Source organism: Vibrio sp. SCSIO 43132 (assembly GCF_019904195.1).
Taxonomy (GTDB): domain Bacteria; phylum Pseudomonadota; class Gammaproteobacteria; order Enterobacterales; family Vibrionaceae; genus Vibrio; species Vibrio nigripulchritudo.
Genome location: NZ_CP063199.1, coordinates 2,179,270 through 2,202,095 on the forward strand (window position 1 = coordinate 2,179,270; position 22,826 = coordinate 2,202,095).

20 protein-coding genes are annotated in these 22,826 nt (G+C 44.5%); 15 read left to right on the forward strand and 5 right to left on the reverse strand.

The annotated features are described in order from the left end of the window. Positions 1-13 precede the first annotated feature (13 nt). The gene (locus INR79_RS09935) at positions 14-487 is read right to left on the reverse strand and encodes a GAF domain-containing protein (protein ID WP_223093943.1); all 474 of its coding nucleotides are present in this window, start codon (positions 485-487) and stop codon (positions 14-16) included. Between the two features lie 75 nt (positions 488-562). On the opposite strand from INR79_RS09935, the gene INR79_RS09940 reads away from it, so the two are divergent. The 4 genes from INR79_RS09940 (at position 563) to rsmF (ending at position 7,807) form a co-directional block, all read left to right on the forward strand. After that, positions 563-2,353, forward strand: coding sequence for an ABC transporter ATP-binding protein (locus INR79_RS09940; protein ID WP_223093945.1), 1,791 nt, complete (start codon positions 563-565; stop codon positions 2,351-2,353). A gap of 44 nt (positions 2,354-2,397) precedes the next feature. Continuing rightward, positions 2,398-3,645, forward strand: coding sequence for a paraquat-inducible protein A (locus INR79_RS09945; RefSeq protein WP_223096986.1), 1,248 nt, complete (start codon positions 2,398-2,400; stop codon positions 3,643-3,645). Beyond that, a complete protein-coding gene (locus INR79_RS09950; protein ID WP_223093946.1) occupies positions 3,638-6,277 on the forward strand; it encodes an MlaD family protein in 2,640 nt (879 codons plus the stop codon). Before INR79_RS09945 ends, INR79_RS09950 begins: the two co-directional genes overlap by 8 nt. 99 nt (positions 6,278-6,376) lie before the next feature. After that, positions 6,377-7,807, forward strand: coding sequence for a 16S rRNA (cytosine(1407)-C(5))-methyltransferase RsmF (gene rsmF / locus INR79_RS09955; protein WP_223093947.1), 1,431 nt, complete (start codon positions 6,377-6,379; stop codon positions 7,805-7,807). A 160-nt stretch (positions 7,808-7,967) separates the two neighbouring features. Here the strand turns inward: rsmF and INR79_RS09960 are convergent, their stop codons facing one another. Beyond that, positions 7,968-8,804: a S1 RNA-binding domain-containing protein gene (locus INR79_RS09960; protein WP_223093948.1), complete on the reverse strand. Its 837-nt coding sequence runs from the start codon at positions 8,802-8,804 to the stop codon at positions 7,968-7,970. A 202-nt stretch (positions 8,805-9,006) separates the two neighbouring features. Here INR79_RS09960 and INR79_RS09965 point away from each other — a divergent pair, with 202 nt between their 5' ends. After that, a complete protein-coding gene (locus INR79_RS09965; RefSeq protein ID WP_004399696.1) occupies positions 9,007-10,356 on the forward strand; it encodes a hypothetical protein in 1,350 nt (449 codons plus the stop codon). Here INR79_RS09965 and INR79_RS09970 read toward each other — a convergent pair. Beyond that, complete coding sequence (locus INR79_RS09970) at positions 10,346-10,825, reverse strand: DUF4442 domain-containing protein (protein ID WP_223093949.1); 480 nt, start codon at positions 10,823-10,825, stop codon at positions 10,346-10,348. The two genes, INR79_RS09965 and INR79_RS09970, sit on opposite strands and share 11 nt — an antisense overlap. A gap of 325 nt (positions 10,826-11,150) precedes the next feature. Here INR79_RS09970 and INR79_RS09975 point away from each other — a divergent pair, with 325 nt between their 5' ends. Both INR79_RS09975 and INR79_RS09980 read left to right on the forward strand, forming a co-directional pair. Continuing rightward, positions 11,151-12,212 carry a 3-deoxy-7-phosphoheptulonate synthase gene (locus tag INR79_RS09975; RefSeq protein ID WP_022594893.1) on the forward strand — a complete coding sequence of 354 codons (1,062 nt, stop codon included), beginning with the start codon at positions 11,151-11,153 and terminating at the stop codon, positions 12,210-12,212. Positions 12,213-12,216: 4 nt separating this feature from the next. Further along, complete coding sequence (locus INR79_RS09980) at positions 12,217-12,699, forward strand: YajQ family cyclic di-GMP-binding protein (protein ID WP_004399699.1); 483 nt, start codon at positions 12,217-12,219, stop codon at positions 12,697-12,699. An 87-nt stretch (positions 12,700-12,786) separates the two neighbouring features. On the opposite strand, the gene INR79_RS09985 is transcribed toward INR79_RS09980, so the two are convergent. Next, a complete protein-coding gene (locus INR79_RS09985) occupies positions 12,787-13,731 on the reverse strand; it encodes a bifunctional precorrin-2 dehydrogenase/sirohydrochlorin ferrochelatase (protein WP_223093950.1) in 945 nt (314 codons plus the stop codon). Positions 13,732-14,177: 446 nt separating this feature from the next. Between INR79_RS09985 and INR79_RS09990 the strand changes: the two genes are divergently transcribed. From INR79_RS09990 to INR79_RS10015, 6 genes are all read left to right on the forward strand, one after another. Continuing rightward, entirely contained in the window at positions 14,178-15,206 is a 1,029-nt protein-coding gene (locus tag INR79_RS09990) for an amino acid ABC transporter substrate-binding protein (protein ID WP_004399701.1), read from the forward strand. Between the two features lie 91 nt (positions 15,207-15,297). Then, a complete protein-coding gene (locus INR79_RS09995; protein ID WP_004399702.1) occupies positions 15,298-16,500 on the forward strand; it encodes an amino acid ABC transporter permease in 1,203 nt (400 codons plus the stop codon). Between the two features lies 1 nt (position 16,501). Further along, positions 16,502-17,599 (forward strand): amino acid ABC transporter permease, encoded by a 1,098-nt coding sequence (locus tag INR79_RS10000; RefSeq protein WP_004399703.1) that lies wholly within the window; start codon positions 16,502-16,504, stop codon positions 17,597-17,599. A gap of 22 nt (positions 17,600-17,621) precedes the next feature. Further along, the gene (locus INR79_RS10005) at positions 17,622-18,371 is read left to right on the forward strand and encodes an amino acid ABC transporter ATP-binding protein (RefSeq protein WP_022550782.1); all 750 of its coding nucleotides are present in this window, start codon (positions 17,622-17,624) and stop codon (positions 18,369-18,371) included. Positions 18,372-18,603: 232 nt separating this feature from the next. Beyond that, complete coding sequence (locus INR79_RS10010; protein WP_004399705.1) at positions 18,604-19,272, forward strand: Bax inhibitor-1/YccA family protein; 669 nt, start codon at positions 18,604-18,606, stop codon at positions 19,270-19,272. A 114-nt stretch (positions 19,273-19,386) separates the two neighbouring features. After that, positions 19,387-19,716 (forward strand): TusE/DsrC/DsvC family sulfur relay protein, encoded by a 330-nt coding sequence (locus tag INR79_RS10015; RefSeq protein ID WP_004399706.1) that lies wholly within the window; start codon positions 19,387-19,389, stop codon positions 19,714-19,716. Between the two features lie 7 nt (positions 19,717-19,723). Here INR79_RS10015 and yccX read toward each other — a convergent pair whose 3' ends face one another. Then, a complete protein-coding gene (gene yccX / locus INR79_RS10020; protein ID WP_223093951.1) occupies positions 19,724-19,996 on the reverse strand; it encodes an acylphosphatase in 273 nt (90 codons plus the stop codon). Positions 19,997-20,083: 87 nt separating this feature from the next. Between yccX and INR79_RS10025 the strand changes: the two genes are divergently transcribed. Both INR79_RS10025 and INR79_RS10030 read left to right on the forward strand, forming a co-directional pair. After that, positions 20,084-21,487, forward strand: a complete 1,404-nt coding sequence (locus INR79_RS10025; RefSeq protein ID WP_223093953.1) for a methyl-accepting chemotaxis protein — start codon at positions 20,084-20,086, stop codon at positions 21,485-21,487. A gap of 120 nt (positions 21,488-21,607) precedes the next feature. Continuing rightward, a complete protein-coding gene (locus tag INR79_RS10030; protein WP_223093955.1) occupies positions 21,608-22,804 on the forward strand; it encodes a class I SAM-dependent methyltransferase in 1,197 nt (398 codons plus the stop codon). The last annotated feature ends 22 nt before the right edge of the window (positions 22,805-22,826 follow it).

Genomic DNA, 22,826 nt, shown 5'->3' on the forward strand with positions numbered 1-22,826 from the left:
ACCAAGTTGTAAATTAATCGTTGTTCGCGTGGGAATTGAGCAGCTTTTCAATTTCCTTCATTAAGAAGGTCAAACCCGCTTCGTCTTTTTGGTCAAAACGCTCGATTTCAGGGCTATCAATATCCAGTACTCCAGCAATTTCTCCATTAATTCGAAATGGAATCACAATTTCTGAGTTACTTTCTGCGTCACAGGCAATGTGCCCTTCAAAATCGTGGACATTTTCAATTCGCTGAACTTTATCTTCTGCAACAGCAGTTCCACAAACACCTCGCCCAACCGGAATCCTCACACAAGCAGGTTTACCTTGAAATGGACCGAGCACTAACTCGTTTTCTTTCATAAGATAAAAACCAACCCAGTTAAGCCTGTCCAGCTCCATATTCAGCAAGGCGCTTAGGTTCGACAAATTGGCAATTAAATCCGTCTCTCCTTCAATGATCGCCTGTGCTTGCTTTGTCAGAGTCTGGTACTGCTTTTCTATCATTTTCTTCTTTTTCCCTGAGATGTACGTACAATGCCACATTGATGTAATAAAACTGGCATTTGTAAAAAATTCGTTATGAGAGAACACACTATTAGCCGTTCGTGGCTTTTAACACAAGCAAAAAAACACAAAAAACGCTTGATGGTCGCTAACTTGATTGCAATTGCTGCGACTTTAATCAGTGTGCCCATTCCCCTACTTATGCCACTTATGGTCGACGAAGTACTTATGGACCAGCCAGCCGGTGGTTTGGCTGCAATGAATCAGGTTTTACCCGAATACTGGCAAACTCCAACGGGTTATATAGGTCTTACCCTGTTGCTGGTTATTTTGATGCGTTGCGCATCGCAGGCGCTTAATATTCTTCAAAGTCGGCAGTTCACACTCGTTTCCAAGACAATAACTTGTAAGATGCGTGAAATCATGATCGACAAACTGGGTCGAATCAGCATTGCACAGTACGAAACGCGCGGAAGTGGCGGCATCAATGCCCACTTAATCACTGATATCGAAACCATCGATCAGTTCATCGGGTCGACACTGAGCAAGTTTATTGTCAGCTTTCTTACTGTAATCGGTACTGCGGGTATTCTCTTGTGGCTAGACTGGCGACTTGGGCTCTTTATTCTGCTTGTTAACCCTATTGTTATTTACTTCTCTCGTAAGCTTGGCGGCAAAGTAAAGCACTTAAAGAAGAGAGAAAACCAATCTTTTGAACGCTTCCAAAACCGACTGATTGAAACACTCGACGGCATTTACCAACTGCGAGCTGCTAACAAAGAACGTATTTTCTTGGACCAGTTGAAAGAGCAAGCGAACGACATCCGAGTCGACGCCGACAAATACGCGTGGCAGTCGGAAGCAGCTGGTCGAGTATCATTCTTACTATTTTTACTTGGCTTTGAACTGTTCAGGGCTGTTGCCATGCTTATGGTTCTGTTCAGTGATCTGACCATCGGTCAGATTTTTGCGGTATTCGGTTACCTTTGGTTTATGCTCACGCCCGTTCAGGAGCTTCTGGGAATTCAATTTTCCTGGTATAGCGCAAAAGCTGCTTTGAAACGCATTAACTCTTTACTTGCCCTTGAAGAAGAAAAACGCTCAGGTGGTAAAGTGGATCCGTTTGGCATGAGCAACAGCGTGGATGTAGATATCAAAGACGTCACTTTCGCTTACAACGATGAAAAAACGGTACTCAATGAGTTGTCGATTCAAATTCCGGCAGGCAAAAAGGTAGCGCTTGTTGGAGCAAGTGGCGGAGGAAAATCTACCCTGATTCAGCTTTTAATCGGGGTTTACAGAGCAAGTTCGGGGCAAATATCGTTTAATGGTCACTCTTCAGACGATATAGGCTTTGAGCTCATACGTAAACAAATTGCCGTTGTATTACAACAACCTATACTTTTTAATGACAGCTTAAGGCATAATCTGACTTTAGGCAGCAACCACAGTGACCAAGAGCTTTGGAAAGCACTGGAAGTGGCGCAGCTACAAGATGTCACAGAGCAACTGACCGATGGTCTGGATACTCAAATCGGTCGACAGGGTGTAAGGCTATCGGGAGGACAGCGACAAAGGCTGGCTATTGCCCGCATGGTTTTGAGCGATCCGAAGTTCGTTATTCTGGACGAAGCCACGTCGGCGCTGGATACAGCTACTGAGTCTGCTTTGCATTCTGCTCTGAATCAGTTCCTCGCTGGAAGAACAACACTGATTGTCGCTCACCGATTGTCTGCCGTAAAACAAGCTGATCTGATCTATGTTTTAGAAGACGGGCAAGTAACTCAAGCAGGTACGCATGTTGAATTGGTTCAACAAGATGGGCTGTATCAAACACTCTATGGTAGCGTTCAAACCGGAGCGTGACATTGTCACAAGAAATCGATAAAGATTACAACGCGGAAAGTAAGATGACGCTGACTGAGGAGCACTCGCAGCAAGTCAATCAAGTACGCCTTTGCCAGCATTGTGAGCTCCCTGTCGATAAGCTGGACATCTCTAAGGGGCAAAGCGCACATTGCCCCCGTTGCAACACTCAGTTGTACCGCGGTGGTGAGCGCTCTATTAATGGCAACTTAGCATTAGCTGTCGCCTGCCTTTTGCTTTTTATCCCTTCTCACTTTTTTCCTTTTATCAGCATTCGCCTGTTTGGGGTGATGATTCCGGCTACTCTTCCCGACGGCACGTTTTCATTAATGCAGGAAGGGTTTGTCGGGCTTGGGTTGCTGGTTCTGTTCTGCGCCTCAATTGCACCTTTTATTGTTTGCATGTCTGTGGTGGTTGCTCATCTTTCATTACGCTACCGCTGGTTTCGCCCCCTTCAATACTCTCTTCTTAATATTCAGCACCTAAAACACTGGATGATGCTGGATGTATTCCTGATCAGCATTGGTATTTCCTGCTTCAAGTTGCAGGATTATGCGGATATTTTTGTCGGCTGGGGGCTGCTGGGGCTCATTATGTTGCAGCTGTTTTCGCTCATGCTTGTCACCCGAATCAGCGTTCGCCGATATTGGGAAACATGGCAGCCAGAATCAGGGTTCGACTACCCCAGAAAAGACATTCATTGCCACAGTTGCCATTTGTCGCAACCAGATTCGATTCGCTGTGACCGTTGCGATAGCCCTCTGAATCACAGGCGTCCCTTTTCAGTTCAGAAAACGTGGGCATATTTGATTGCCGCTTCCATTGCGATTATCCCGGCTAACGTTATTCCTATTTCCATTTTACTGACCAACGGAAAGCGACTGGAAGACACGATTTTTTCTGGAGTGGCGTCTCTGGTGAAAAACGGAATGCCCGGCATCGCGGTGATTATTTTTGTCGCATCGATTGTGGTTCCTGCCATAAAAATTCTTGGGCTTGGGTACATCCTTTTGAGTGTCCAGTTCAAACAGAAAACACGTCACAGAACACGAATGAACATTTATTTTGCTGTGAAATGGATTGGTAAATGGTCGATGATGGATTTATTTGTCATATCGATCATGATGACTCTGGTAGACAGAGGACAAATTCTTGATTTTACACCGGGATATGGAGCTGTTGCCTTTGCGATTGTTGTCATATTGACTATGCTGGCAACTGAGAGCTTGGATCCCCGGTTAATATGGGACCATAAAGAAGTCCCGGAACGGAAAGCGACGTTAAATGAGTAGTTTAGACAACAATCAAAGCGCCCATACACCACGTGTAAAACGGGATATTGGCATTTCCCCTCTCTGGCTTTTGCCGATCATAACCATCTGCCTCGCGGGGTGGCTGGTCGTTAAAGCCGTCAACGAAGCGGGTCAGCGAATTCAGATCTATTTCTCAGACGCTCAGGGGCTTATTGCAGGCAGAACCACGATTCGTTACCAAGGTCTGGAAGTGGGCATGGTGCGTGATATCAAACTCTCCCCTGAACTGGATAATATTTTTGTAGAAGCAGATATCTACCCGGAAGCCACTAAACTACTGAGCGGTCAGACACGATTCTGGCTGGTTAAACCAACAGCCAGCTTATCCGGCATATCTGGTCTGGATGCTTTAGTATCCGGTAACTACATTGCCATTCACCCAGGCGCCAGTGATGACGAAGATGACGACTTTGATACCGTCTACACCGCGTTGGAAAACAGCCCGACAGATCTGCTAGCAAATCAGGGGCTGAACATTGTGCTCCACTCTTCCGATCTGGGTTCGATTTCAGTCGGCTCCCAAATTGTCTACAAGAAAATCCCAATTGGTGAAGTATACGGTTATCAGCTAGACCCTGACGGTAACTCAGTCAGTATCAGAGCTTTCATAGAAGACGAATACCGTCATCTGGTTTCCAGTGAAAGCCGTTTCTGGAACGTAAGCGGAATAGGTGCAAACGTTGGGTTTGACGGCGTAGACGTTAAGGTAGAAAGCCTGAGTGCTATGCTGGGCGGTGCAATTGCTGTGGACTCGCCCGACGAAGGACAACCGATTACTGAAGGGGCCGAGTTTAAACTCTATCCCGATCTCAAAACCGCAGGTCGCGGTATCCCTATTCAGATAGAGTTACCGAACGACAACAAGGTCAGCACCAATGGTGCTCCGATTGTTTATCGCGGCATTGAAATTGGTCAGATCACGGATATTCAGCTTTCTCTCGATAGAACGAAAATCATCGCCTATGCGTCCATTCAACCAAGCTTCGCCGACACACTGAATACAGGTACACGCTTCTTATTGGAAGAAGCAGAAGTTTCCCTAACCGGGATTGAAAACATCGGAAACCTTGTGACAGGTAACTTCCTGACACTGGTACCCGGTCAGGGTGAGAAATCACGCGAGTTTACCGCCATCAGAAAGTCCGTATTTGCACTGGAAAAGCCCGGTTCTTTGGAAGTAACCTTCACGTCGAAGGATTCTTTTGGGCTGGAATACGGAACTCATGTACTCTACCGCGGAATTCAGGTCGGAAGTATCATCGACATAGAACTGGACAATGATCAGGTTCAGATGAAGGCACTGATTGATGCGCAATACGCCCACTTAATCAAAAGCCGCAACCGCTTCTTTGTTGATGGAAGCGCAAAAGCCGAGCTGACTGACTCTGGGATCAGCGTATCGGTGCCACCAGCCAAACGCTTACTTTCAGGTTCGATCAGCTTTATTTCTTCTGGTAGTAAGAAACCTAAAACGAATTACCCATTATTTGCCAGTCAGTCGCTCGCTGAACTCGCTGAATTTAACAAGTCTGGCTCATACGACCTCACTCTGTTTAGTCAAAACTTACCTTCGGTTTCCAAAGGTGCGCCACTTCTCTACCGCAATCTACAGGTAGGTAAAGTATCCGATTTCAAACTGACTAACGGAGGCGTACTGCTCCACTTAAAAATGGATAACCAGTACAAACATTTGCTAAGCAAAAACACCGTTTTCTGGAATCGTTCTGGTATTGAAGTCAACGCCGACCTCAACGGAGTCAACATAAAAGCAGCGCCAGTCAAAACCTTGATTCAAGGCGGTATTGCTTTTGATTCACTACCTGGTGTGGAAAACAAACTAAAACAGTACTGGAAACTGTATGACAACTACGATGAAGCGAGAAAGTACGGGCGTTTGATTACTCTGACCAGCGACAGTGCTCTTGGTGTCGCTTCGGGTATGGAAATTCGATACCAAGGGGTTCCAGTTGGCGAAGTCACTCTGGTCACTCCAAACTTCACTGCAGAGAAGGTCGAAATTAAAGCTCGGATTCTTCCTGAGTTTGTTAAAAACATCGCTTTGGATAAATCTCACTTCTGGCTTGTTCAGCCGGAAGTCGGTTTACGAGGTGTGAAAAACATCGAAACCTTGCTGTCGAAATACATCGATGTTGAGCCGGCAGGTAAGAAAAGCACTTTCGCCTTCAAACTTCATATGCAAAGTAGCCAGTTACAGGGCAAAGAGTTTCAGCTCCAGAGCGAGCGAAGAAACTCTATATCCGTTGGTACGCCTCTCTTATACCGCGACATGGAAGTGGGTCGTGTAATTGACGTAAATCTGGGGGCGTTTGCCGATCGCATCATCACCACCATTCAGGTTGATCATCAATTTGAACACTTAGTACGTGAGAATACAGTATTTTGGAACGTTTCTGGTGTCGATGTGTCGATAGGCATTACTGGCGCCAAAATCAAAGCAGGCACGGTAGACAGCTTAGTCCGCGGAGGCATTGCATTTGCTACTCCGGATACACGCCCTCTTCCTCCTGAAGCGAAAGAAAAGTCTGCGTTCTTCCTTTATGCAGTATCACAACCAGAATGGCTGGAATGGCGAACACCTATCCCTAGGTAATTTAAGCCACCTCAAACTAATAATGCAGCCTTACTTTAGGCTGCATTTTTTTTATATTCCGTTAGAATTGGCAGCAAATTTTTCTTCAGAGATACCACTTTGCACTCTAACATCAAACTCCCAGACGCATTCATCAGTCAAATTCAAGACATTATGCCTTCTCATCTGGATATGGATGAATTCATCGCGGCATGTAAACGTCCGCTGCGTCGAAGTATTCGTGTGAATACTCTGAAAATTTCAGTTGAGGACTTTTTAGTTCGAGCAGAGGCGAAAGGCTGGACTTTGACACCTGTACCTTGGTGCGATACTGGCTTCTGGATTGAAAGAGAAGAAACTGACACTGTACCTCTTGGAAACACAGCAGAACATATGGCTGGACTTTTCTATATACAAGAAGCCAGCTCAATGATGCCCGTGACGGCATTGCTTGCAGACAACGACGTCGATGCTCTGAATACCGTGTTAGACGTTGCAGCAGCGCCAGGTTCAAAAACAACGCAAATTGCAGCAGCGCTCAATAACCGTGGTGCCCTCGTTGCTAATGAGTTTTCTGCCAGCCGAATTAAGGGACTGTACTCAAATATCCAACGTTGTGGTGTGCGAAACGTTGCGTTAACCAACTTTGATGGACGCATATTCGGTGGATGGTTGCCAGAACAGTTCGATGCCATTTTGCTAGATGCACCTTGTTCTGGTGAAGGCACCATTCGTAAAGACCCTGATGCGATGAATAACTGGAGCAAAGAATCGGTTCTTGATATCGCCCACACCCAGAAAGATCTGATTGAAAGTGCCTTCTACGCATTGAAGCCCGGCGGCGTATTAGTTTACTCGACCTGTACACTGAATCTGGAAGAAAACCAGCAGGTATGTCACCACTTGAAAGAAAAATTTGGCGACGCCGTCGATTTTGAACCATTACACGGTTTGTTCGAAAACGCTGAAAACGCGATTACCGAAGATGGTTTCCTTCATATTTACCCACAGATTTTTGATAGCGAAGGCTTTTTTGTTGCTCGCCTTCGTAAACACCATTCTGTTGAATCTCCTGAAGTGAAAAAGCGTCTGGGTAAGTTCCCTTTTGACAAAGCATCGAAAAAAGTCGGTCAGGATGTGGAGAAACACCTAACCGAAACGCTAGGAATTTCGTTACCAGACCAAACTCAGCTATGGCTTCGAGACAAAGAAGTATGGCTGTTTCCTACCGCACTAGAATCAATGATCGGCGAGATTCGCTTTGATCGCATGGGCATTAAGCTGGCAGAAGCGCATAAGAAAGGTTACCGCTGGCAACATGAAGCCATCATGGCACTCTCAACAGGTGAAGAAACTCAAAGCATATCTTTGAATATCGAAGATGCCAGAGAATGGTTTATGGGAAGAGATGTCCGCCCTGAGAACCTCTCCGGCAAAGGTGAAGTCATCGTAAAATTTGGCGAAGATGTCATCGGAATCGGAAAATGGGTAGGAAACCGAATAAAAAATGGTCTTCCAAGAGAACTAGTTAGGGACGGAAACCTGTTCTAGGCACTACATATGGTGGTATTTGAGCCTGTGTGTACTATGCTTTAGTAAAAGCAATTAGCGCAGGCTCTTTACAAAAGAGCCATTCCCCTAGCCCAGAACAGGAATCGTTCTGGGCTCTTTTTGGGCGGGAATTCGAGAAATACATAAGTGGCGTTTAAAATCACTTATTTAAGCGAATACCATCTTTCTCGATAACGATTTTTCCCTGCTTATACAGCCCACCAATGGTCTTTTTAAATGTACCTTTACTGGTACGGAAAATTGCAAAAATAGCCTCTGGTGTGGATTTGTCATTAAGCGGCAAAAATCCATCCTTCTTTTCCAAAGTCTCAATGATCTTGTTGCTTAGGTCGTCCATTTTTGCGGTACCGACTTTTTGCAGTGACAGGTCGATTTTCCCGTCTTCACGCACAGACTTGATGTAGCCCTTTAAACGCTTACCGATAAACAACTTTCCAAACACATCCGAGCGGAAAATCATTCCCCAGTGCTCACCATTAACAATCGCTTTGAAGCCGAGATCACTGCGCTCCGCAACAATCAATTCAACCTGTTGGTTTTTGGTGTACTTCGCAGGTGTTTTGTCCAACCACTTATTGAATTTGGTTGTTCCTACAATTCGACCTGATGCCTTATCGGTATAGACATACACAAGCACTTCCTGACCGGGGCGAAAACGAGCACGCTGTTCGCTAAATGGAATCAGCAGATCTTTCTTATCAATCCCCCAGCTGGCAAATGCGCCTGTGCTGTTGATGCCTTCAATTTTCATCAGACCCCATTCGCCTACCTGAGCAATCGGCATTTCAGTCGTTGCACAGAGCTGGTTGTCAGAGTCGAAATAAAGAAAAACATCAATCTCACTGCCTAAATCTGCACCAACAGGTACGTGTTTGTTGGGCAGAAGCACAGTGCCGTAGTCGTCCGCATCCAAAAACAGACCGAATTCTGCTTTACGAACCACTTCCAATGTGTTGGTTTGACCAATTTTTATCATGTTAAGGTGTTACTCATCTTAAATTTGGCGGTGATTATACGTTAATTCTGCTATCATTGGTTAGGTAAATCACTCTTCATTTTCAATACGATGCAGCAAACAACAGCAGTGCTTGTTGGCTTATTGATATCTGACTTATTATTCTATACCAATCTTTTGATTACGCTTTCACGACATAAAAATAAAAAGAAAGGACTTCTATTTGATAACGGTTGAAAAACAAGACGCATTAACTTTAAAAATTACGCACGTTATGCCGACCACCAAGATGTTGGATTTGGACGTGTATATATTTGCCCCAGGGGAATTAGGGCTTAGCGCAGACGTTTTGTCTGAAAACGATTTTTACTACGGGGCGATCAGTGAAAAACGCGCCTACTACAGTGACAAAACACACCTGCCACTAGTACACAGCCGGTTAGCAAAACGGGGACAACTTTCTAATAACCAGTATCGTGTTAGCTTGAGTTTGTATGCTTACCAATACCTTATCGCTCTGGATAAGGCCGTAGACGAATTGAATCAACAATCTCGTGACAGCGTCACCGAAGAAGAGGTGGATGACGTAATTGGTATCGCATTAGACATTCTTAAGCGACTGCGCCGCTCCATTCCATACGATGAAACTCAGAAACGCTATTACGCTAACATCGATAACTACCTTTCCTGGTACACGGAACAGCACTTTCTCTCACTGGTGGCACACCTTCCACGAGGCAAAGAGTATGGTGCAATCAAAGAACGTTTGATTGTCCTTTGCGAAAAAGAGGTGGCTCATCGTGAACTCAATCGCTACAACTCTAAGAAAGCGCGCAACGACATTACCCGCATGTCGAACAAAATGCGCTTGCTGCGACGCTTAATTGAATACCCTATTGTTCTGAAAAAGAAAAACCGCTCTATGGGTAAGAACGTGATGCGTGCAGTAAAAGGCATCGCGACGGGGTTTGTGATGATATTTGTAACCACCATTGCCATTCTGATGAGAGATCGTCTGGGAGAGATTACCGTGTCTTTCATCATCATTATGTCTTTTATTTATGCGCTGCGTGAGATATTCAAAGACGACCTCAGGGATATACTTTGGCGCTGGATTCGTAAAGGCAAACCTAAATGGCGTGGTCGATATTTCGACCCAAGTACTAATAAAATGGTTGGGCAAAAAATCGAATGGCTCGATTACACTAGTTACTCCAAACTGCCAGACAGAATTCAGAAAATACGCAAACGCCGGGTCGCTCAACGGGAAGAGCAAGTTTTGCACTACCGAAGCCAGACTGAAATGACCACCACTCTGTTTATGAGTGGTTACGAGCAAACGAGAGAAACACTAAACGTTAGTCTGAGCCCTATTGCCCGATTAATGGACAAAGGCTCCAGCAAGATCTATCAGCTAAAAGATGGCCAGGTAAGCAAAGAATCCGTTGAAAAACGTCATTTGCTGAACTTAATCATCAAAGAAGATAATCACGACGCTGAACCCAATTACTATCGTTGGAAAATCGTGCTAAACCGTTCAAAGATCGTCGACATTGAACAAATCACGATTTAATTGCTTTCACTGATAGCACCAGCTCAAATACCGCCATGGGCTCATCTCCATTTAAGGATGGGCAAGTGGCGGTAATGGTTACTGGTTTATTGACCCGTTCTCCTGTTAAAAACGTCTCATCCAGCATCTGGTCAATCAGTTCACCATCCGAGCACGTGAAATGAACGTCTCGCTCCGGTCTTTTTAGAAATTCACCTTTTACAGCTTTAAACGCCAGAGAAACTTTTCCACCTCTTTCTTGAGCCTTTCCCATCGCCATAAAGCCGCCAGCCAAATCGGCGCCAATTGCCAACGCGCCAAAATACATACTGTTCAGGTGATTTCTGGTTCGCCTTCGCAGTGGGATGCGAACTTCTACAGACTGCTCATCAATATTTAGAATCTTAGGTCTGCAGAGCCAAATCAGTGGCACTTTAGAGAATCCAAAAATTTGAAGATAGAGATTGGCTTTTTGGAGAGCTGAGAGCATCCGTTGCTCCTAATTTATTTAACTTGTCTGACCAGTTAAATAAAAGCCACTGTAAATGTCAACAAAATGTAAACAAAGATTAAGATCGTCTTCTAAAGCCACCTCAAATAAGTGACAGCGTCACCAAACTAAATTCTGGATAACTTAAGCCTATATTGCGTCAAGTTCTAACAACGGCATGTCAAGTCAGCTGTACATTTCGGGCATTTTTTTGCGATATTTCGCGTGTAAAGATAAGTTTTTGTTCATATGGAGAATTGCGTGTTTATTCCCTTATGGATTTCAGCTATCTTAACCGCTTTGTAGTACAACAACAGGCGTGAACATGCCCTTAAAGACAGACGAATTAAGAACTCAGCCGCTAGGTCCTATGCCTACCCCTGCAGAGCTGGTTCAAGCTCACCCACTCACGGATGACGTTGCCGAGCGAATCGAACAGTCTCGTCGACAAATTGAAGCCATTTTAGCTGGTGAAGATGACCGACTACTCGCTATTGTTGGTCCTTGCTCGGTTCACGACACAGATGCGGCGCTGGATTATGCGAAGCGTTTGAGTGACATCCAGGACAAGTACAAAGATGAGCTTTTCATCGTTATGCGTACTTATTTTGAAAAGCCAAGAACCGTTGTCGGATGGAAAGGCTTGATCACCGACCCTAACCTGGACGGATCTTATGCGCTGGAAGCGGGCTTAAACAAAGCGCGTAAATTACTTCTGGACATTAACAAACTCGGATTGGCTACGGCGACTGAGTTCCTCGACATGATTACTGGTCAGTACATTGCCGACCTCATCACTTGGGGTGCGATTGGAGCACGTACTACTGAATCTCAGATTCATCGCGAAATGGCATCTGCACTTTCCTGCCCTGTTGGCTTTAAAAACGGCACGAACGGAAACGTTAAGATTGCCATTGATGCAATTCGCGCCTCCCACGCGTCTCACTACTTTTACTCGCCAGACAAGAATGGACGAATGACGGTTTACCGTACATCGGGCAACCCTTATGGTCACGTCATTCTTCGTGGTGGAGATAAAGGACCTAACTTCGATTCTGAATCGATTGAAAATGCCTGCAAGCAATTAGCAGAATTCGACTTACCACAAAAACTTGTGGTCGACTTTAGTCACGCTAACTGCCAAAAGCAGCATCGTAAGCAACTGGAAGTGGCGCAAGATATTTGTGACCAAATCCGTTCTGGTTCAAGTTACATTGCAGGTATTATGGCTGAAAGCTTCATTCTTGAAGGTAACCAGCCAATGAACGACATTCACTCTTTGACTTATGGGCAGTCAATCACCGACCCATGCTTGAGCTGGGAGCACACGGTCGATATGCTAGATATGCTGGCAGACGCCATAAAATCACGCGCAACCAAAGGATAATTCCATGCCTTCTTTTGACATTATTTCTGAAATTGACACCGTTGAACTTCGTAATGCGGTAGATAATGCCAATCGTGAGCTGGCTACACGTTTCGACTTCCGTGGCGTTGAAGCTAGCTTTGAGCTGAAAGACGAAACTGTAAAACTTAGTGCAGAAGCAGAGTTCCAGTTAAAGCAGATGAGAGACATCTTACGCGGTAATCTCACCAAACGTGGGGTGGATGTAAACTCAATGGACTCACAGAAAGCGGATGCAACAGGTAAAACCTGGAACCAAACGGTACTTTTCAAGCAAGGTATCGACAAAGAGATGGCGAAGAAGGTTGTTAAGGCAATCAAAGACGCCAAATTAAAAGTTCAAGCTGCTGTCCAGGGCGAGAAAGTACGCGTAACGGGTAAAAAGCGTGACGACCTGCAAGCTGTGATTGCTCTGATTAAGCAGTCAGACCTCGGTCAGCCTTTCCAATACGAAAACTTCCGAGACTAACTCAGCTTTTCAAGCGGATATCTCGCAATTTGCAGTTAACTTTTTAAAAAGGCTTCATTGAATGAAGCCTTTTGTTTTATCTGCTTTCTATCTTGTAGAGGCAATCTCTATCAAAGTCTGGTTTTGAGCCAGAATCTTGAGCTCTGGATTGTGTTGTTCACCTTTCGGGAAGAAAACCACAACACGAAGAGAAGGAATCTCAGAATGTGCGAGCTTGGCAGAAAGCTCAGCATAGCTAGAAAATGTTTCTCGCTCCGCATCACGACGGCACAAATCAACAAATTCAAACGGGCAATCTTTATGCGCTAAGACAAGCTCAGCCTGTTGCATCAGCCTTAGTCCTTTAATTGACATCAACTCTACATCATCACTGTATTCCAGCCATGTCATAGATCCGCTGTCATAGTCCGTGTCATTCAGGCGCGCTTCGTACAACTCTTCAAGATATGCCCTGTCTTCAACAGTATCTAGCTTAGGATCTGAGAAGAACGCTTCCCAGAACTTCCTACGTGAATCTACCGAAGGAAGCGATTCTTTGATGCTGTTTCTTTTAGATGCGGCAAATTCAGCCAGCAGACTGATGTTCTGAGATAACAGCGACTCCAGTTTCTCGCGAATGTTTCGAACCAGTACTGGTGACGCCCCACCACTTGAAATGGCAATTTGAATTCGACCACGGTTAACCATAGATGGCGTAATAAAGTCGCAGTATGGTTGGTCGTCAACTACATTCACCATGATGCCTTTATGCTTGGCATCTGCATGAACTTTATGATTCAGTTCTGGGTTATCGGTCGTTGCCCAAATCTGGATATAATCTGTCATCATATCCGGGCTGTAAAAGGCTTTTACCCAATGGCATTTTTGCTCTTCGACCAGCTTTTGGAGATAAGGGTCAATTTTTGGAGAAATGATCGTAACGTCTGCACCAGCTCTGAGCAGTGAATCTACCTTTCTAGATGCAACCTCTCCCCCTCCTACTACCAATACTGGCTTGTGATTTAAGTCAAAAAATAACGGGAAATATCGCATCCTATTCCTTTGCAATGAATTTCGTGATTCCCTAATACTAACAAAAAGGGGGCATTAGGGATATGTGGTCAATATTCATCCAGAGATCATCATTCAAATTTCTACTTATTGCGAGATATATCATCTAGTAAATAATTTCATAGCAATATCAATGGCTAATTAATGACCTCTGACAGCAATAAAAACTCTAACGCACAATTTTGTAGCGCTCTTGCACTATTTACATTCGTATTACATTTCGTCATTCTAAATACGTCCGGATTTGCAATTGCACTCAAAAATTCTTTTAAATTAATAATTTGAGAAATTTCAAATCCTTTCCTACGCTTATAAATAGCTGTGTGAATAGCGTGCCGTACTGCTACCACAACAGCATAAAACACTAACACAACTTAACGTGAACCGATTTCGATTGGTTTTACATGGATGATACAGGAAGGATTCAAATGGCAAAGAAACTCACTATTCTTGCTTCCGTAGTTGCTGCTTCAGCCGCCATGATGGCAACCACCGCTCACGCAGCAGATGGCACTTTAGATAAGGTTAAGTCTAAGGGCTTCCTCCAGTGTGGAGTAAGTACCGGTCTACCAGGATTTTCTAACCCTAACTCTAAAGGAGAATGGGAAGGTATTGACGTTGAATACTGTCAGGCACTAGCCGCTGCAGTTTTGGGCGATAAGTCAAAAGTTAAATACGTACCCCTAACTGCAAAAGAACGTTTCACCGCACTTCAGTCTGGTGAAATTGACGTTCTATCTCGTAACACCACTTGGACATTGCACCGTGATACGGCTCTTGGTCTGAACTTTGTTGGCGTAAACTACTACGACGGTCAAGGTTTCATGGTTAAGAAAGATCTTGGTATCAGCAGTGCTAAGGAACTGGATGGCGCATCTGTATGTGTTCAGTCTGGTACGACAACAGAGTTGAACCTGGCTGATTACTTCCGCAACCAGGGCATGTCTTACAAGCCAGTTGTATTCGATACAGCGGCACAAACTTCAAAAGGTTTCGACTCCGGCCGTTGTGATGTTCTTACAACTGACCAATCTGGTCTGTACGCACTTCGCCTGAACCTGAAAGATCCGGCTTCTGCAGTCGTTCTTCCTGAAATCATCTCTAAAGAGCCTCTAGGCCCTGTTGTACGTCAGGGTGACGATGTTTGGTTTAACATCGCGAAGTGGACTCTTAACACAATGGTTAACGCTGAAGAATACGGCATTACTTCTAAGAATGCTGACCAGATGCTGAAATCTAAAGATCCAAACGTTAAGCGTATTCTTGGCGTAGACGGTCCTAAGGGTAAAGGTCTTGGTCTGGCTGACGATTGGGGTTACCAAATCGTTAAGCAAGTAGGTAACTACGGCGAAAGCTTCGAGCGCACTGTAGGTAAAGGTTCTCCGCTTCAAATTTCTCGCGGTGTGAATGCACTGTGGAATGCAGGTGGCTTTATGTACGCGCCACCAATCCGCTAAATTACTGATTATTATAATTAAATAAAAAGGGCGGTGTTTGCCGCCCTTTTGTTACATAGATTTAGCTATATGGATTTGAGGTTATAGTTGTATGCAACCTACTGATAAAAAAGTGACTGGCTCGGATAAACCGGCACAGAACACAAATCTTCTCTATAATCCTACGTTTCGCTCAATTGTGTTTCAGGTTATTGCTGTTACCGCATTGGCGAGTTTCTTCTACACCATTATCAACAACGCACTGAGTAATCTTGATGCTCGGGGCATTGCCACTGGTTTTGATTTTCTTTCACAGGAAGCAGGCTTTGGGATTGGCCTTACTCTGATCGAGTATGATGAAACCTTCTCTTACGGCAGAACTTTTGTTGTTGGTCTTTTAAACACCGCTCTCGTATCTGTTCTCGGGATCATAGTCGCGACGGTTCTTGGATTTTTTGTTGGTATTGCCAGGTTATCCAGTAACTGGCTTGTCAGTAGAATCGCAGCGGTTTATATCGAAGTATTCCGCAACGTTCCCCTACTTCTGCAAATCTTCTTTTGGTACTTTGCTGTTCTTCAGGCTCTGCCATCCCCAAGACAAAGTATCAGTTTAGGCGAAGCAATATTCCTGAACGTTCGTGGTTTGTACATGCCTAGCCCGGTTTTCGAAGACGGCAGTGGTATTATCTTCGTTGCATTGATCGCTGGTATTATTGCCACCATCGTGATCAGTGTCTGGGCGAAGAATAAACAAAAGTTAACGGGGCAACAGACGCCTGTTGGACTGATTGGCTTTGGGTTGATTGTCGGTCTTCCTTTTATTGCCTATCTGCTTGCTGGTATGCCCATCAGCGCCGAATACCCAGTACTGAAAGGGTTTAATTTCCGGGGTGGTGTGTCCATTCTCCCTGAACTTGCAGCACTGTTGATCGCGTTGAGCGTTTACACCGCATCATTTATTGCTGAGATCGTTCGATCTGGTATTAACGCAGTAAGCCATGGTCAGACTGAAGCAGCAATGGCACTTGGGCTTCCACGTTCGAAAACGCTTAAGCTTGTCGTCATTCCTCAAGCTTTAAGAATCATTATTCCTCCACTGACTAGCCAATACCTTAACTTAACCAAAAACTCATCTTTGGCGATGGCTATTGGTTACCCAGACTTGGTGTCAGTATTCGCAGGTACCACTCTCAATCAGACTGGTCAGGCAATTGAAATTATTGCCATGACAATGGCCGTTTATCTGACCCTGAGCCTGGTGACGTCTGCGTTGATGAATGTCTACAACCGCAAAGTAGCATTGGTGGAGAGATAGTATGAAGCAGCATCAATTTCAGCCCGACCTTCCACCGCCGGCTAACACAGTAGGCGTTGTTGGCTGGGCAAGAAAAAATCTTTTTAACGGTCCGGTTAACTCTATTGTTACCTTGATTTTGGGTTATATAACCATTGTCGCCACTTGGAATATTGTCGACTGGGCATTTCTTTCAGCAGACTGGACAGGGCTTACCCGAGAAGACTGTACCCGCGACGGAGCTTGCTGGGTATTCATCAGTGTCCGCTGGGACCAGTTTATGTATGGGTTCTACCCTGCAGAAGAGCTGTGGAGACCTCAGCTATTCTTTGCGACACTAGCTATCTTCGTTGCACTGCTGGCTTATGAAGGTACGCCAAAAAGAACCTGGATCTGGTTGTTTTTCGTTAATGTATACCCATTCCTGGCCGCTGGTTTACTGTACGGTGGTGTGTTTGGTCTTGAAGTGGTCGATACCCACAAATGGGGTGGTCTGCTAGTCACGCTCATCATTGCTTTGGTTGGTATCATTGTATCGCTTCCAATCGGTGTGGCACTAGCATTGGGTAGACGTTCGGAAATGCCGATCATTCGAAGTCTGTGTACTGTGTACATTGAGGTGTGGCGTGGTGTTCCACTGATTACCGTCCTATTCATGGCATCTGTTATGCTGCCTTTGTTTATGTCTGAAGGTTCAGAAACAGATAAATTGCTACGCGCACTTATCGGTGTGGTAATGTTTAGTGCAGCATACATGGCAGAAGTAATCCGTGGTGGTCTTCAGGCTATTCCAAAAGGACAATATGAAGCGGCAGACGCCCTAGGATTGTCATATTGGAAAAAAATGGGGTTAATTATTCTGCCTCAAGCACTTAAAATCACGATTCCATCAATTGTTAATACTTTCATTGGTCTATTTAAAGACACCAGTCTTGTACTTATCATTGGTATGTTTGACGTACTGGGTATTGGTCAGGCAGCGAACACCGACCCTGAATGGTTAGGTTTCGCCACAGAAAGTTACGTATTTGTCGCGTTAGTGTTCTGGGTGTTCTGTTTTGGCATGTCGAGATACTCGATATGGCTAGAGAACAAACTTCATACCGGTCACAAACGATAATTAACAGGTTCAAGGACGTATTATGACGCAACAAGAAGAATACATGATCCAGTTGAAGGACATGAATAAGTGGTACGGCGAGTTCCACGTATTGAAGAACATAAACCTGGACGTGAAGAAGGGTGAAAAAATTGTTATCTGTGGTCCTTCAGGGTCCGGCAAGTCTACAATGATTCGCTGCATCAACCGTTTAGAAGAACACCAGAAAGGTCAAATCATTGTTTCAGGAACAGAGCTGACTGAAGATTTAAAAAACATCGAAGCTGTTAGACGTGAAGTGGGTATGTGTTTCCAGCACTTTAACCTCTTCCCTCACCTGACGGTTTTGGAGAACTGCACGCTGGCACCAATTTGGGTTAAGAAAATGCCTAAAGAGGAAGCCGAAGCGATTGCGATGAAATACCTAGAACGCGTGAAGATCCCCGATCAGGCAGACAAATTCCCAGGTCAGCTTTCTGGTGGTCAGCAGCAGCGTGTGGCCATTGCACGTTCATTGTGCATGAGTCCACAAGTCATGCTGTTTGATGAGCCGACATCTGCACTTGACCCCGAAATGGTGCGTGAAGTTCTGGATGTAATGGTAGAGCTTGCTGGTGAAGGGATGACCATGCTTTGTGTAACTCACGAAATGGGTTTCGCGAAAGAAGTTGCTGACCGAGTTATCTTTATGGATGCGGGTGAGATCATTGAAGAAAACAATCCAGTGGATTTCTTCGAAAACCCTCAATCCGACCGAACTCAGAATTTCTTGAGTCAGATTCTTCACCATTAATGGTAAGATTCATTGTATTGATAAGGCGGCATTTGCCGCCTTATTTTTTCGTTTAATCTCGAGGCAAAACTCTATGAGCCTTAGCATTAACAAATTGTTACAAACAGTTTAATGCATATCTCTTTATAATTCGTACCATTTTTTAGACATGAGACGCTGCGAGCCCTTGATTTTTGGAACTTTAAGCGCCATAAATGTCTTATAAATAACGTGTCACCTGATGAGGAACATTATGAACGGTCCAATAGTATCAAATTCTCGCCACACAGAGAGTCTGATCCAAACCAATAAGGTATTGCGAAATACTTACTTCCTACTTTCACTTACGCTAGTAACAAGTGCCATTGCAGCGCTCGCTACTATGGCAATGCAAATCCCGCCTATTGCCGCGATTGTAATGCAAGTTGCCGCAATCGGTATTCTATTCTTCGTTATGCCAAAAGCCGTAAACTCATCAAGTGGTCTAGTATGGACATTTGTGTTCACGACCCTAATGGGTGGTGCACTTGGTCCAATGCTTAATTACTACGCTTCCATCCCGAATGGTCCAATGATTATTGCTCAGGCTCTTGGTTTAACAGGTATGGTATTCCTAGGTTTGTCTGCATACACAATCAACACTAAGAAAGATTTTTCTTTCATGCGTAACTTCCTGATTGCGGGTTTGATTATCGTTATTGTTGCGGCAATTATTAACATCTTTGTAGGCTCAACCCTGGCTCACCTAGTAATCAGTAGTGTGTCTGCGCTAGTTTTCTCGGGCTTCATTCTTTACGACACAAGTCGAATCGTACGAGGTGAAGAGACAAACTACATCAGCGCAACAATTTCTATGTACCTGAACATTCTCAACCTATTCACTAGCCTGTTGAGCATCTTAGGCATAATGAGCGACGACTAATTCGCGTCCGAGAATTACTCTAAGCCCGGCTTTTAAAGCCGGGCTTTTTTGTACTTTCAACTTGAAGTTAACTGCGCTAATCTACGCGACCATAATTTTCTATGATTGATGACTATGCTGGAATATCAAGGAAAACAAATCGAGACTGACGCACAAGGCTACTTGTGTAATCACCAAGACTGGAATGAAGAGCTGGTGCCTTTACTTGCAGAGAAAGAAGGAATCGAGCTGACAGAAGCTCACTGGGAAGTCATTCGTTTTGTTCGTAAGTTTTATGAAGAGTTTAATACCTCACCTGCTGTACGAATGTTAGTAAAGGCAATAGAAAAGGAGCACGGACCAGAAAAAGGAAACAGCAAGTACCTTTTTAAACTATTTCGTCAGGGTCCAGCAAAGCAAGCAACCAAATTAGCTGGTCTGCCTAAACCAGCAAAATGCTTGTAACACTTCGTCACAATATTTCAAAGCCAGTGTGAGCTTCAAATTCGACTTCACTGGCTATCACCGAATCTACCCTAGCCGTTCTTGGTCCCTTTTCTAACCACAATGCCAACTCATTGATTTGGCTCATTTGCCCGCTTGCCAATACTTCCACATCACCATTATTCAAGTTTTTAGCGTAACCAGCCAAGCCCAGTTTAAGACCCTGATGTGCAGTGTGGTAACGAAAACCGACTCCCTGTACTAATCCTTTAACGAAAAACTTTATCGACTTTTGAGACATGTATATATTCCTTCAATTTATTGAATGGTATAGTGTGAACCATCAATAAAACTCCGTTAGATGTTCACAAAAGGAACTGCTTTACTCATGAAAAAAATACCGTTTCGATGGATAGATAAGTACCTTATCCATCTGAAAATTCAAGAGAAGTTCTATCTGCTTTTTCTTCTTCCCACTCTCGCGATTATCATTGTATCTTCTGTTCTTAACCATGCTGCTAATCGACTTGTCGAGCAAACGATTGCGCAGGAACTGAAAACAGTCACGAGTCTAATTGAGAATTCTGAGCTAAATAAGAAAGACGTTCATTCCATTATTACTCAATCACCTAATATCCAGCTTGGTTCGGGATCTAACTCTGTTTCTACGTCGGACGGGCAATTCTCGTTGATCGCAGGTCCATCAAGTGACCTTGTTTCGTCTCTTTCGGGCATACAACTGACGTCCATTTTGGTAAGCCTGCTAATCGTCGCGCTTGGTGTCTACTATATTATGACCTTCATTGGTGGAGCAATGTTCTCCGCAAACAAGGCGCTATCCACTCTATCCAATGGCGACCTGACTAACCGAATGAATTACTTCCCAGTAAGGGACGAATTTAGCGTCATTGCCATTAACATAGATAAAGTTTCTGAGCGTGAACAAAAGCTAGTGCTGGCGATGCAAGAATCTGTCGCGCTAATGCAACAAATAAGTTCAGAGCTGAATCAGTCTTCAACTGCCAGCTATGGAATCTCTACTCAGCAACAGTCGAACCTTGATTCTTTGGCTAGTGCGTCTGAGGAAATGGCAACAACTATCCGTGAAGTCGCTTCGTTAGCGCAGGATTCAAGCTCTCAAACAGAAGAGGCAAAACTCGTTGCCTTAGGTGGACAAAAGAAGGTTGCCGATACTCTGACGTCAATTTCTAGCCTTAGTACTGAAATTCAGTCAGCAGCTCAGGCTGTTGCAGAACTTGATGCCAATGCGGCACAAATTGATGAAGTAGTCGCAACCATTGGTTCAATCTCCGAACAGACAAACCTTCTCGCGCTGAATGCTGCGATAGAAGCAGCTCGGGCTGGAGAACAAGGTCGCGGATTTGCCGTAGTTGCAGATGAAGTCAGAAATCTGGCAGGGCGAGCACAGCAGGCTACTGTTGAGATCCAAACGATGATTGAGTCACTTCAAAACAATAGTTCTTCTCTGACGAAACTAATGGAAGTCACGGTTGAAAATGCATCCCGAGGTCAATCGTTGATGAACGAAGTCGATACAGAGATAGGAAGCTTGTCATCAAAGAATGAAGTTATTTCTGACAGCAGTACTCAAATTGCAACCGCTGCTGAAGAACAAGGCGTTGTGGCAGACAGCATCGCTTCTAGCGTCGAAGCCATTCGCGACCAGTCAGCAGAGGTCAACAATCTAATTCAGTCAGCCAATAGCAATATTGAAAGCCTGAGAAATCAGAGTAACCAAATGGAAAAGTTGCTCACCGGATTGAAAGCGTAATTCAATTTTGATTTCTAAGGGCTGCAGGTGCAGCCCTTTTTTATTTCCATCACCGTTTGCAATTCCCCTTTTGGTGTCCCAAAATACCGCCCCTATCCTATTTTTACTTCAGGCAAAATTATGACTCCAGCTATACACCTAGCAAAGGGACGCGATAAATCTTTGCGTCGCAAGCACCCATGGATTTTTTCTCGTGGTATCGAGAAAGTGACTGGAGAGCCTGGCTTAGGTGAAACCGTGGACGTTTATTCTCACAATGGTCAATGGTTAGCAAAAGCAGCATTCTCACCAAAATCTCAAATTCGTGCCCGTGTCTGGACTTTCGATAAATCGGATTCAGTCGATCAAGCGTTCTTTGAAAAACGTTTGAATGATGCTCAGTTGCTCCGTGAAGACATCATTGAAAGAGATGGTCTCACTGGATACCGTTTGATTGCCGCTGAATCAGATGGTCTTCCAGGTATTACCATCGACAAGTATGACAACTACTTGGTATGTCAGCTATTGAGTGCCGGTGCGGAATATCATAAAGAAAATCTGGTCAAAGCTCTGGTTGCCTGTTTTCCAAATCACAACGTTTACGAGCGTTCTGATGTCTCTGTACGCAAGAAAGAAGGTTTAGAAGAAACCGTTGGTGTATTACATGGCGAACTGCCGCCTAAGTTTGTTTCGATTGAAGAAAATGGCGTAAAAATTAACGTCGATATCGTAAACGGGCATAAAACAGGGTTTTACCTTGATCAAAGAGACAGTCGCCAACAGGCGATGAAGTATGTAAAAGGCAAAGAAGTACTGAATTGCTTCTCTTACACGGGCGGATTCGGGCTGTACGCAATGAAAGGAGAAGCGAGCCGAGTCATTAATGCAGACGTGTCTCAGCCAGCTCTAGATACCGCTAAATTGAATGCAGAACAAAACGGTTTTGATGTTTCTAAAAAGCGTGCAGTCTTTCTTAACGCCGATGTGTTTAAGCTTCTTCGTGAATACCGGGATCAAGGCACAATGTTTGATGTTGTTATTATGGATCCCCCTAAGTTTGCCGAGTCGAAATCTCAGCTTAATGGCGCTTGCCGTGGGTACAAAGACATCAACATGCTGGCGATGCAAATCTTAAAGCCAGGTGGCACACTACTCACCTATTCGTGTTCAGGATTGATGGAAAACGATCTGTTTCAGAAGATCATTGCAGATGCAGCTGTTGATGCGGGTAGAAGCGTAAAGTTTGTTGAAAGATTTGAACAGGCAGCCGACCATCCAGTCGACACCGCGTACCCTGAAGGTTTTTACCTTAAAGGTTTTGCATGTAAGGTTCTGTAAAATCAGACGTTAAAAAATGCCG